Annotated in this window: 11 protein-coding genes and 1 tRNA gene; 6 read left to right on the forward strand and 6 right to left on the reverse strand. The window is 68.0% G+C overall.

Annotated features, from left to right (window positions below; all coding sequences use genetic code 11):
* The 3 genes from ACH34W_RS27170 to ACH34W_RS27180 all read right to left on the reverse strand — a co-directional run bounded on the left by ACH34W_RS27170 (position 1) and on the right by ACH34W_RS27180 (position 1,843).
* On the reverse strand, positions 1-837 hold the full coding sequence (locus tag ACH34W_RS27170; protein WP_395963930.1) for an NUDIX hydrolase: 837 nt from the start codon (positions 835-837) through the stop codon (positions 1-3).
* Between the two features lie 383 nt (positions 838-1,220).
* On the reverse strand, positions 1,221-1,682 hold the full coding sequence (locus tag ACH34W_RS27175; protein WP_395963910.1) for a RidA family protein: 462 nt from the start codon (positions 1,680-1,682) through the stop codon (positions 1,221-1,223).
* Between the two features lie 2 nt (positions 1,683-1,684).
* A complete protein-coding gene (locus tag ACH34W_RS27180; RefSeq protein WP_151559442.1) occupies positions 1,685-1,843 on the reverse strand; it encodes a DUF4177 domain-containing protein in 159 nt (52 codons plus the stop codon).
* Positions 1,844-2,248: 405 nt separating this feature from the next.
* On the opposite strand from ACH34W_RS27180, the gene ACH34W_RS27185 reads away from it, so the two are divergent.
* The gene (locus ACH34W_RS27185) at positions 2,249-2,734 is read left to right on the forward strand and encodes a hypothetical protein (RefSeq protein ID WP_395963911.1); all 486 of its coding nucleotides are present in this window, start codon (positions 2,249-2,251) and stop codon (positions 2,732-2,734) included.
* 131 nt (positions 2,735-2,865) lie between these two features.
* Here the strand turns inward: ACH34W_RS27185 and ACH34W_RS27190 are convergent, their stop codons facing one another.
* Positions 2,866-3,993: an SPFH domain-containing protein gene (locus ACH34W_RS27190; protein WP_395963912.1), complete on the reverse strand. Its 1,128-nt coding sequence runs from the start codon at positions 3,991-3,993 to the stop codon at positions 2,866-2,868.
* Between the two features lie 238 nt (positions 3,994-4,231).
* On the opposite strand from ACH34W_RS27190, the gene ACH34W_RS27195 reads away from it, so the two are divergent.
* Positions 4,232-5,227, forward strand: a complete 996-nt coding sequence (locus tag ACH34W_RS27195) for an ArsA-related P-loop ATPase (protein WP_395963913.1) — start codon at positions 4,232-4,234, stop codon at positions 5,225-5,227.
* A gap of 110 nt (positions 5,228-5,337) precedes the next feature.
* Positions 5,338-6,480 (forward strand): ArsA family ATPase, encoded by a 1,143-nt coding sequence (locus ACH34W_RS27200; RefSeq protein WP_395963914.1) that lies wholly within the window; start codon positions 5,338-5,340, stop codon positions 6,478-6,480.
* A 468-nt stretch (positions 6,481-6,948) separates the two neighbouring features.
* Here ACH34W_RS27200 and ACH34W_RS27205 read toward each other — a convergent pair whose 3' ends face one another.
* Positions 6,949-7,266 (reverse strand): WhiB family transcriptional regulator, encoded by a 318-nt coding sequence (locus ACH34W_RS27205; RefSeq protein ID WP_395963915.1) that lies wholly within the window; start codon positions 7,264-7,266, stop codon positions 6,949-6,951.
* A 319-nt stretch (positions 7,267-7,585) separates the two neighbouring features.
* Here ACH34W_RS27205 and ACH34W_RS27210 point away from each other — a divergent pair, with 319 nt between their 5' ends.
* Positions 7,586-9,868, forward strand: a complete 2,283-nt coding sequence (locus ACH34W_RS27210) for a penicillin-binding protein (RefSeq protein ID WP_395963916.1) — start codon at positions 7,586-7,588, stop codon at positions 9,866-9,868.
* 136 nt (positions 9,869-10,004) lie between these two features.
* Here ACH34W_RS27210 and ACH34W_RS27215 read toward each other — a convergent pair whose 3' ends face one another.
* Positions 10,005-10,460 (reverse strand): GatB/YqeY domain-containing protein, encoded by a 456-nt coding sequence (locus ACH34W_RS27215; protein ID WP_395963917.1) that lies wholly within the window; start codon positions 10,458-10,460, stop codon positions 10,005-10,007.
* A 97-nt stretch (positions 10,461-10,557) separates the two neighbouring features.
* On the opposite strand from ACH34W_RS27215, the gene ACH34W_RS27220 reads away from it, so the two are divergent.
* Complete coding sequence (locus ACH34W_RS27220) at positions 10,558-11,463, forward strand: metallophosphoesterase (RefSeq protein ID WP_395963918.1); 906 nt, start codon at positions 10,558-10,560, stop codon at positions 11,461-11,463.
* A gap of 82 nt (positions 11,464-11,545) precedes the next feature.
* A tRNA-Pro gene (locus ACH34W_RS27225) sits at positions 11,546-11,619 on the forward strand.
* Positions 11,620-11,749 lie beyond the last annotated feature (130 nt).

Genomic DNA, 11,749 nt, shown 5'->3' on the forward strand with positions numbered 1-11,749 from the left:
CTAACCTCCGGGGTAGTACTGGGCCGCGTCGGGCGGGAGAACGAGATACGCCTCGCCGTCGATGATCTCCGCCGTGGGCTCATGCATGACGATCTCCCGCGTGGCGGCGAGCACGTCCGCGACCGTGTCGTATGCGGCGAGCTCGGACAGCGTGGCGAGCGTCGGCGGCAGCATGACCCACTCGCCCTTGCGAGCCCGCTCGGCCGCCTCGCCCGGGCGCACCCAGGCGACCCGGTCGGCCTCGGTGCTGACGTCCCGGGCACGCTGACCGGCCGGCATGGCCGCCACGAAGAACCGCGTGTCGTACCGCTTCGGCTCGATCGCCGGAGTGATCCAGTGCGCCCAGGGCCGGAGCAGGTCCGACCGGAGAACGAGTCCCCGCCGGTCCAGGAACTCCCGGAAGGAGAGGGAACGGTCCAGAAGAGCCTGGCGGTCGGCCTCCCAGTCGTCCCCACGCGTGTCGCCCACGACAGAGTCCTCAGTGGGGCCCGCGAGCAGGACGAGCGTCTCCTCGAACGTCTCACGCACGGCCGCGCAGACCAGCTCGCGCGCCAGCGTTTCATCCGCCTTGAACGCCGCTCCCCACTCGGCAGGCGACGGCCCCGACCACCCGATCGTGTCGTCTCCATCGCGCGGGTCGACGGAACCACCAGGGAAGACGTACGCGCCAGGGGCGAACGCCATCGACGACACACGCCTCAGCATGAACGCCTGAAGCCCGTGCTCGGGATGATCCCGCAGCACGACGACAGTGGCGGCATGACGAGCGGGCACGGGCTGGATGCTGCCGTCCAGGATGCCTTGGATCTGCTCCCGGAACTCCTCCGGCAGTTTCAGCCCGTTCACCGTCGTCCGACCAAACGCTCGTTCCTCATGGCGGCCAATTCGGACATACCGAATTCCATTCCGTCAAGGCCCCGCACCGACATGATCAGCCCCTGACCGCCCGAGATCCGACGCCGCCCACCGTCGAGGCCGACGACCCAAACCATCCAGCCCGACGGTCCTGACCGTCCAGCTGGCGGCCCTGACCATCCGGCCCGACGCCCCACTCCTGACCGTCCAGCTGGCGGTCCTGACCGCCCGGGCCAACGCCCCACACCATCCAGCGCCGGGACCCTGACCGTCGAGTCCGACGGCCCACACCGTCCGGCTGGCGGCCCTGACCGTCGAGTCCTGCGGCCTGGTCCTTCGTTCGCCGACTGGACGTCGTCCGCGGCTCAGGCGATCTCGGCGATGAGCTCGACCTCGACCGCGGCGTTGCGCGGCAGGACACCTACGCCCACGGCACTGCGAGCGTGGCGGCCCGCGTCGCCGAAGACCTCGCCCAGGAGGTCGCTGGCGCCGTTCACCACCTGCGGCTGGCCGTAGAAGTCCGGCGCGCTGGCCACGAAGCCGACGACCTTCACGATCCGCTTGACCTTGGAGAGGTCGCCGACCTCGGACTTGATCGCCGCGATCGCGTTCAGCGCGCAGATCCGGGCCTGCTCGAACGCCTGCTCGGGGGTCACCTCGGCCCCGACCTTGCCGGTGACGGGCAGCTCGCCCTTGACGATCGGGAGCTGCCCGGCCGTGTAGAGAAGCGATCCGGTGCGCGCCGTCGGCATGTAGGACGCGAGCGGCGCGACGACCTCGGGCAGCTCCAGGCCGAGCTCGCGGATGCGCTCCTCCGGCGTGCTCACCGTCACTGCTCCACTTCGCGCTTGAAGTAGGCCACCAGGTTTTCCGGGTTCGGACCCGGGAGAACGGTGACGAGCTCCCACCCGTCCTGGCCCCAGTTGTCAAGGATCTGCTTCGTCGCGTGAACCAGCAGCGGCACGGTCGCATATTCAAAGCGCTTCATGCCCCCGAGCCTAGCGACCAGGCACGTCCCAGCGGCCTGCGCACCACCGTGAGCGGACGTTCCGCGGGTGCTCCACCGCCGTTCCGGCGGGTACTCCACCGCGTCGATGCGCAGCCGGGCCACCGCCTCCGCCGCGACCGCCTCCCAGCCGGAAGGAACAAAAGGTACGCCTCCTCATCCGCGTTCAGCCGCATGGCACCGGCGATGTGGCTGCATTGCCACCCGCGCTGGCCTGGCACACCCCTCGTAGTGCCCTGGCACCAATTTCGCCTAGTCAGAATCGGCGTTCGCGAGTATCAGGAGCACAAATTAGTACCCGGGCATCTGTCTTGCCGGCCAGGGTGGCCAAAGAATGACTATGTCCTTCCGATCCCTTCGAGCCCTGAATACCAAGGAGATATCCTCGTGCGCCGAGTGCTGACGACTTTCACGGTGGGCGCGGCTGCCGCCGCTTCCATCGCCTACGCCTCCCCCGCCCAGGCCGTGCCGACCACGCCAACCACCAATGCCACGACCGCCGCCGTGTCCGCCGATGACACCGCCTCGGCCGCAGGCTGGTCGAGGTGGAAGGCCTGGACGCTGCAGCCGGGCGTCGGCGGCGTCGAGGTCAAGGGCAAGACCCGTTCGCGGAAGGTCAACGGAAGGGTCCAGGTCGACATCCGGGCGCAGGTCAGGGACACCGACCTGAACAACAGCAAGAACGCCTGTGCCAAGGGCATCGCATACCTCATCCCTGTCGGATCGCGTACGGGCAACGTGTGCGGGGGCAGGAACTGGAAGCACTTCCAGGCCGGAGGATGGGGCGTCAAGCAGGTCAGAATGCGGGAGTGCGTGGACAACACCTGGTCCCTCGAGAAGTGCAGTAGCTACAAGACCATTTACCCCATCTAATCCAGCAGACGCGAGCGCCCGTTCTCCGAACGAAAATCGGAAGAACGGGCGCTTGCGCATTCCATTAAAGTGCCCCTCGCCTGCCGTTTCGGGCACTCCGCAGAACCGCTCCCAGCTCAGCTCAGGCCAGCTCAGGGAGCGGGGTCTCGGCGGGTCGGGGTGGCCTCTTCGGCGAGTGGGTCCGGAGCGGCGTCGGTCTGCCGTGCGGCGTCGGTCTGGCGTGCGGCATCGGCCTGCTGCGCGGCATCAGCTTGGCGGGCGGCTTCGATGCCGGGAGTCTCGGCGTCAGAGGCCGCGGCGACCTGCGGGCTTTCCTTCTTCTTGGGCTCGTCCAGGCCGAGTACGGGCGGGACGTCCCCAGTGCTTTCGAGTGGCGAGGACTGCTCCGCGGCCTTGGCCAGCTCCTGCTCGGCCTTGGCGAGACGTTCGCCGAGACCAGGCTTGTCCTGGGCCTGGGAAGTCTGGTCGGTGCCGACGCCGCCGCCCATGCGGTCGAAGAAGCGCAGGATCTCGACCGGCAGCGGCATCACGAGCGTGCTGTTCTTCTCGGCCGAGACCTCGACGACGGTCTGGAGGAGACGCAGCTGCAGGGCGGCCGGGTCCTGCGACATGATCTCGGCGGCGGCGGCCAGGCGCTTGGATGCCTGGAACTCACCGTCGGCGGTGATGATGCGCGCACGGCGTTCGCGTTCGGCCTCGGCCTGGCGGGCCATGGACCGCTTCATGCCCTCCGGCAACGAGACGTCCTTGATCTCGACACGTTCGATCCGGATGCCCCACGGCGCGTCGGTGATCTCGTCCATGATCGCGCGCAGTCGTGTGTTGATCTTTTCGCGCTCGCCGAGGAGCTCCTGCATGTCGGTCTGACCGATGACTGAACGCAGCGACGTCTGGCCGATCTGGGAGACCGCGTAACCGTAGTTCTGGACGTTCACGATCGCCTTCACCGGATCGATCACGCGGAAATAGACCACGGCGTCGACGCGCACGCTCACGTTGTCCTGGGTGATGCCCTCCTGCGCCGGCACGTTCATGGTGATCGTCTGCCGGTTGACCTTCTGCATGCGTTCGACGATCGGCACGATGAAGGTCAGGCCGGGAGCTCGCACCGCGCCGGGCCTCAACTGCTCACCTCGCCGCACCTGGCCGAAGCGGAACACGATTCCGTGTTCGTACTGCTGGACGACCTTGACCGACGCCGCCGCCGCAATGAGACCGAAAATCCCGAGGATGAGAATCAGTGTGAGAAATACCGCCATGACGAGCACCTCCGCTCAGTGAGAACTCGAAGCTCATGGTTCGGACGTACCGGCCGGGAGACCGGTTGCACGTTTCCGGGAGACCGGATGCACGTTTCCCAGCTAACCCCGTGGGCACGGCCGAATACAACGGCCTGGCGAGCGGATCCACGACCCGGACGGCACCGTGTCAGGGATCACTTGCATGAGTGCGGGCGCCCTCTGAAGTCCTTGCCGAGCGAACGATATGGTCAATTGGGTGAGCGCGAAAGACACCGATTGGGACGGCGTACGTCTCCACGTCGTCACCGGTAAGGGCGGCACGGGCAAGACCACCGTCGCGGCGGCCATGGCCCTGGCGCTGGCCGCCGGGGGCCGCAAGGTGCTGCTGGTGGAGGTCGAGGGCCGGCAAGGCATCGCCCAGCTGTTCGACTGCCCGCCGCTGCCGTACGAGGAGCGCAGGGTCGCCGTCGCTCCCGAGGGCGGCGAGGTGTACGCGCTCGCGATCGACACCGAAGAGGCGCTCATCGAGTACCTCGAGATGTTCTACAACCTCAAGCGTGCCGGCAAGGCGATGTCCAAGCTGGGCCTGGTCGACTTCGTGACCACGATCGCCCCCGGGTTGCGCGACGTGATCCTCACCGGCAAGACGAGCGAGTCCGTCCGGCGCAGGGAGAAGAACGGCTCGTTCGTGTACGACGCGGTCGTGATGGACGCGCCGCCGACCGGGCGGATCACCAAGTTCCTGAACGTGAACGACGAGGTCTCCGGCCTCGCCAAGGTCGGGCCCGTCCGCAACCACGCCGACACCGTCATGAAGGTCGTGCGCAGCCCCGAGACCGCCGTGCACTTCGTCACCCTGCTGGAGGAGATGCCGGTCCAGGAGACCATGGACGGCATCCACGCTCTCACCGAGGTCGGCCTCCCGGTCGGCGGCGTGATCGTCAACATGGAGCACCCGCCGGTGCTCGGCGCCGATGACCTGGCGTCCGCGGCGGCGGGCACACTCGACCAGGACGAGATCGTCCGGGGGCTCAAGGCGGCCGGGTTGGAACGCGATGCGGAGCCCGTCGCGGCCGAGCTCATCCGCGAGGCCACCGAGCACGCCCAGCGCACCGCCCTGCAGAAGCGCGAGAAGGAACGCCTCGAAGGCATCGACCGGCCGCGCTACGTGCTGCCGCTGCTGCCCGACGGCATGGACCGGGCCGGGCTGTACGACCTGGCGGAGGCACTTCGCAAGCAGGGAGCCGCCTGAGATGAGCCTGGCCAACGGAGCCGCCTGGACTGGCCCGACTGATGAAGCCGCCTGGATCGCCCTGACCGACGGAGCCGCCTGGATCGGCCCGACCGACGGAGCCGCGTGAAATGAGCCCGACCGACAAGACCCCGCCGTCGCTGGACGTCGACGCCCTGCTCGACGACCCCCGCACGAAGATCATCGTGTGCTGCGGCTCCGGCGGCGTGGGCAAGACCACGACCGCCGCCGCGCTGGGCGTACGGGCCGCCGAACGCGGACGTGACGTCGTCGTGCTGACCGTCGACCCGGCCCGCCGGCTGGCGCAGTCGATGGGCCTGTCCGAGCTCGACAACAGCCCGCGCAAGATCGAGATCGAGGGCGACGGCGAGCTGCACGCCATGATGCTCGACATGAAGCGCACCTTCGACGAGATCGTGGAGGCGCACTCCGATCCCGACCGGGCCAAGACCATCCTGGCCAACCCGTTCTACCAGTCGCTCTCCTCGTCCCTGTCGGGCACGCAGGAGTACATGGCGATGGAGAAGCTCGGCCAGCTGCACCGTTCGGGCGCCTGGGACCTGATCATCGTCGACACCCCGCCGTCCCGGAACGCGCTGGACTTCCTGGACGCGCCCGAACGCATGGGCCGCTTCCTCGACGGCCGCTTCATGAAGATCCTCGCCGCCCCGGCCAAGACGGGCGGCCGCTTCGGCGTCAAGGTGATCAGTGCCGGCTTCGGCATGTTCACCGGCGTGATCAACAAGGTGCTCGGCGTCCAGCTTCTGCGTGACGTCCAGACGTTCGTCGCCGCGTTCGACACGATGTTCGGCGGCTTCCGGGAGCGCGCCGAGAAGACGTTCAAGCTCCTCCAGACGCCCGGCACGGCCTTCCTGGTCGTCGCGGCCCCCGAGCCCGACGCCCTCCGCGAAGCGTCCTACTTCGTCGAACGCCTGGCCGAGGAACGTATGCCGCTCGCTGGTCTGGTCGTCAACCGCGTCCACGAGTCGCCCGCCGACAGTCTGTCCGCCGCCCGCAGCCAGGCCGCCGCCGAAAACCTAGAGGAACGCGGCGACCACCACCTCACGGCCACCCTTCTGCGCCTGCACACCGACCGCATGCAACTGGCGGCCCGCGAAGAACGCCTACGCGAGCACTTCGCCTCGACGCACCCCACGGTCCCGGTCACCGCCGTCCCCGCCCAAGCCGAAGACGTCCACGACCTCGAAGGCCTCCGCCGCGTGGGCAACGACCTGACCCGCCCAGCCGCCTGACCCCGCAGACACCAGCGGCCTGGCACCGCGCAGACCAGCCGCGTTGCGCGCCGCGGACACCAGCCGCGTTGCGCGCCGCGCAGACCAGCCGCGTTGCGCGCCGCGCAGACCAGCCGCCTGACGCCGCGCAGCCCAGCCGCCTGACGCCGCTCACACCACCCGTGCGGGGCCGCGCAGACCAGCTGCCTGAACTTGCCTGGACCCAGCCGCCTGAACCCGCGGACATCGACTCCTAAGCCCGCTCCACACCAGCCGCCTGGACCCGATCACACCAGTGGCCTAAGCCCGCGTGGACCAGCCGCCTGACACGCATGGCTGTAGCCGCCTGACACGCATGGCTGTAGGCCCGCACCTGACCATGGTGCGGGCCTGCAGCTCTGCTTTAGACCTGTGACGGTCTTTTGGACCGTGCTGGAACGGGCTAGTCCGATCTCGGGGAACGGGCAGCCCGGCTCCGCCAGGATCCGGTCAACTGGCGACGAGTTCACTCTCGTCAACGTCGACATCGACCGAACGCTCGTACTCCTCCTTGGCGGTCTCCAGCAGCTCGCGCCACGATTCCACGTCCGGACGCCGCCGTAGCAAAGCCCGCCGCTCACGCTCGGTCATCCCACCCCAGACACCGAATTCGATCCGGTTGTCGAGAGCGTCGGCGAGGCACTCCGTGCGTACCGGGCAGCCGCGGCAGATGAGCTTGGCTCGGTTCTGCGCTGCTCCCTGCACGAACAGGGCGTCTGGATCCGCGTTACGGCAGGCGGCGCGGGCGGTCCAATCCGTGATCCACATCTTGGCCCCACTCCCCTAGGGTCTGTGTCGATTTGCGCTCCTTGGCCAGACGGGCGCGGACGTCAGGCCGCCAAACGAAAGCCGTGGGGAAGAACTTACGGAAGCGAGGGACGTTTCAACAGCCCCCGATGGGCCCATTCTCGATATAGCCCACCAGGGCCATACCGCCGGAACGGACTAGTTACCTCTAGTTGACGCGTCGCCCCCCGTGCCGGTTGACATCACGACAGACCTGGCGGGGAGGCCGACTGAGCGATCATGGGCGGCACTCGGCGACCTATGCCCGTAAGCACTGGTGGGCCCGCGTACCCTAGAGCCCGTGCATGATGCGAAAGAGGGACGAGTCAACGTCTTCTCCACCCTGTTCAGGCTGCTGGTGGCGGGTGTCGTCGCAGGAGTCCTGGTCGCCTTCATCGCGCTGCCGGGGATTGGCAGCGCGGGCCTGACCGCACGTGACGCGGCGACCAACTTCCAGAACATGGAGAGCGAACTCAAGACGTCGAAGCCGTCCGCCCAGACGAAGGTGTTCGACTCGAACGGCAAGCAGGTCGCCACGTTCTTCGACAAATACCGCGAACCGATCCGCCTCGACCAGGTCGCGCCCATCATGAAGACCGCGATCGTCGACATCGAGGACTCGCGGTTCTACGAGCACGGCGCGCTGGACCTGAAGGGCACGATCCGCGCGCTCGCCAAGAACGTCGAATCCTCGCAGACCCAGGGCGGCTCGACCCTCACGCAGCAGTACGTCAAGAACCTCCTCGTCGACAACGCCAAGACCGACGCCGAGTACCGGGAGGTGACGGCGCCCACGGTCGGCCGCAAGCTCCGCGAGCTGCGCTACGCGCTCGACCTCGAGGAGAAGATGACCAAGGACGACATCCTCCAGGGTTATCTGAACATCGCCTACTTCGGCGCCGGTGCGTACGGCGTCGAAGCCGCGTCCCAGCGCTACTTCAGCAAGCCCGCCGCCAAGCTCAACCTCGAGCAGGCCGCCCTGCTGGCCGGTGTCACTCAGAACCCCGCCGCGTTCGACCCGATCCGCAACGCCAAGGACGCCCGCAAGCGTCGCGACATCGTCCTCTACCGGATGGCCGAGCTCAAGCACATCACCAAGGCACAGGCGGACACGGCCGCAGCCAAGCCGATCGAGCTCAACAGGACCGACCCCGCCGGTGGTTGCGAGACCAGCGACGCCCCGTACTTCTGCGAGTACGTGAAGTTCGACATGCTCAACGTCCTGTCCGACGGCAAGTACTGGTCGCTCAAGGACAAGGAGCGGCAGGACGTCTTCAACAAGCTCAACCGCGGCGGCTACACGATCCGGACGACCCTGGACATGAAGGCCCAGCGGGCGGTCGACAAGGCCCTGCGCAACTACGTCGCCCCCGGCGCTACCCGTGTCGGCGCCGAGTCGATGGTCGAACCGGGCACAGGCCATGTCCGCGCCATCGGACTCAGCAAGCGCTACGGCAGCAAGAAGGGCCGGACGACCCTCAACCTGGCCGCTGACTCAGCCCACGGCGGCGGTGGCGGCGTGTCCGCGGGCTCCACGTTCAAGATCTTCACCTTGATCGCGGCGCTCGACCAGGGCATCCCGGTCAGCACCTCGATGCCGGCCGGCGCGCAGACGACGGTCACCGGCCTCACCGACTGCAAGGGCAACGGGACCGGCGTCTTCAGCCCGCGTAACTCCGACCCCGCCGAGAAGGGTGCTTACAACCTCAAGACCGGCACCTGGGCCTCGGTCAACACTTTCTACGCGCACCTCGAAAAGCGCGTCGGCCTCTGCGAGTCGGTGAAGATGGCGCAGAAGTTCGGCATGAAGCGCGCCGACGGGCGGCCGTTCCTGGAGGTCCCGTCGCAGGTGCTCGGCACCAACGAGGTCGACATGGTGCACCTCGCCGCCGCGTACGCGGGCATCGCGGCGCGGGGCAAGTACTGCGCCCCCGTCTCGGTCACCGAGGTCATCGACGGCGACGGCAAGAAGGTCAAGCTGCCCAAGCCGGACTGCCGCCAGGTCGTCGACCAGCCCGTGGCAGACAAGGTGAACGAGATCATGCAGGGCGTCCTGACCGTGGGCACGGCCAGGGGCGGCGGCATCGGCCGTCCCGCAGCCGGCAAGACCGGTACCTGTGAGGCTCACACCTGCGCGCTCTTCGCCGGGCACACCCCGACCATGGCCTCGGCCGTCGCGTACTGGGACCCGCGCGGTCCGGTCGCCTACCCGGTGAACGTCTTCGGCGCCGACCAGCCCCTGTCGATCTGGCGGCAGAGCATGCAGAACGCCCTCGCCGGCAGGCCTGCTCCCGGCTTCGCCCGTTCGATCGAGGACTTCGGCGACACCAGTACCGTCCCGGACGTGCGAGGCATGTCGGTCGGCGCCGCGATGACCGCCATTAGAGCCGCCAATCTGCAGGCCAGGGTCGTTCCGCAGCCGGTCCCGTCCGACCTGCCCAAGGGCAAGGTGGTCAACACCTCACCCGGCGCCAACGCCGAGGTCCCTCCCGGCAGCACCGTCATGATCTTCATGAGCAGCGGCCGCAAGCAGGGCGTCAGAGGCCGCCCCGGCCAAAACGGCAACTGGCCCTGGCCCTTCTAGCACGAAGGCCGAAGGCTCCCGCACAAATCAGGTGCGGGAGCCTTCGCGCGTCAATTGCGGCAGCCTTAGCCGTCAGAGCCTCACCAACAACCAGCCCGCCGCAGCTGGGCAAGCTTCGGGAACGAGCGGCCTGACCTCAGCCAAGGAGCTGGCGCTTGACCTCGGCAGCGACCCGGCCACCCTCGGCACGCCCGGCGACCTTGGGGTTGACGACCTTCATGACCTGGCCCATGGCACGCGGTCCCTCGGCGCCGGTCTCGGCGATCGCGGCGGCGACCAAGGCAGTAAGGTCCTCGTCGGACAGCTGAGCGGGCAGATAGTCCTCCAGGACCGCGCCCTCGTCCCGTTCCGCCTGGGCCTGAGCCTCGCGGCCGGCGTCGGCGAACGCCGTGGCGGCCTCGCGACGCTTCTTGGCCTCGCGGTTGAGCACCTTGACGATGTCGTCGTCGGACAGCTCACGCGGCCGCTTGCCCGCGACCTCCTCGTTCTTCACCGCGGTAAGGGCCATGCGCAGCGTACGGGTACGCAATCCATCACGGGCCTTCATCGCGACCGAGAGGTCGGTCTCCAGCTTCTCCTTCAGGGCACTCATGGTCACATCATGCCCGCACGACGCCTCCCGCCTCACCAGGATTACGTCTGGACCGCACATCTCTGGGACGATGGACACGTCATTTGGAGGGAGAACCGTGCGAAAGCTATACGCCGCGCCCTTGGGGCTGGCGGGCATCGGCGCCGCCACGTTCGGCTACGCCTCGGTCATCGAGCGGAACTGGTTCCGCCTGCGCCGCTTCGAGGTCCCCGTCCTCCCACCCGGCCGCCCTTCCGTCAAGATCCTTCACGTCTCCGACGCGCACCTCACCCCGGGCCGCCGCCGCCTCATCCGCTGGGTCCGCTCCCTCGAAGCGCTGGAGCCCGATCTGGTGATCAACACCGGCGACTCCATCTCGCACCAGGACGCCATCGGCCCGTTCCTGGACGCGCTCGGCCCGCTCCTGGACCGTCCCGGCGCCTTCGTGTACGGGTCGAACGACCTCTACTCGCCGATCTTCAAGAACCCCACCCGCTACGTCTGGCGCACGTCTCAGTCCGACTACAAGAAGCGCCGCCGCGAGCCGGACCTCCCGTACCGCGAGCTGGGCTCCTCCCTCCAGGCCGCAGGCTGGCTGGACCTCAACAACCGCATCGGCCGCCTCAAAGTGGGAAACCTCGACGTCGAATTCGGCGGCATCGACGACTCCCACATCAACCGCGACCGCTACGACAAGATCGCCGGCCCCGTCGACCCCCGTGCAGACGTGCACCTGGGCGTCATGCACTCCCCCGAGCCCCGCAACATGGACCGCTTCGCCGCCGACGGCTACGACCTGCTCCTGGCCGGCCACACCCACGGAGGCCAGGTCTGCGTGCCCTTCTACGGCGCCCTGGCCACCAACTGCGGCATCGACCGCCCCCGCGTCAAGGGCCTGCACCAGCACCGCGGCTCCTGGCTCCACGTCTCCGCAGGCCTAGGTACCTCCCCCATGGCCCCAATCCGCTTCTGCTGCCCCCCAGAGGCCTCCCTGCTCACCCTCGTCCCCCGCCCAACCCCCTGATAATGGGGACGCAGCACCCCTGAGCATCCGCTAGAGTAGTCGAGGCGCCGGGAGGCACGTACGACTCCCGGGCAGCCACCACCGGGGTGTAGCGCAGCTTGGCAGCGCGCTTCGTTCGGGACGAAGAGGTCGTGGGTTCAAATCCCGCCACCCCGACAGTGTGATGTCTCAGGACATCGGAATGACCCTGAACCCACGATTGTGGGTTCAGGGTCGTTTTGGTTGTGGGCCGGGTGGGCGTCCGGTGGGTTGGTAGTCGCGGGTGGGGTCGATGGTGAGCTCTCTG

This window comes from Actinomadura sp. 6N118, assembly GCF_044326415.1.
Lineage (GTDB): Bacteria > Actinomycetota > Actinomycetes > Streptosporangiales > Streptosporangiaceae > Spirillospora.

Bases quoted from the DNA above. Each gene is read 5' to 3' on its own strand.
- ACH34W_RS27180 (WP_151559442.1), bottom strand. From the start codon at position 1,843: ATGAAGCGCTTTGAATATGCGACCGTGCCGCTGCTGGTTCACGCGACG.
- ACH34W_RS27190 (WP_395963912.1), bottom strand. From the start codon at position 3,993: ATGGCGGTATTTCTCACACTGATTCTCATCCTCGGGATTTTCGGTCTC.
- ACH34W_RS27200 (WP_395963914.1), top strand. From the start codon at position 5,338: ATGAGCCCGACCGACAAGACCCCGCCGTCGCTGGACGTCGACGCCCTG.
- ACH34W_RS27205 (WP_395963915.1), bottom strand. From the start codon at position 7,266: ATGTGGATCACGGATTGGACCGCCCGCGCCGCCTGCCGTAACGCGGAT.
- ACH34W_RS27215 (WP_395963917.1), bottom strand. From the start codon at position 10,460: ATGAGTGCCCTGAAGGAGAAGCTGGAGACCGACCTCTCGGTCGCGATG.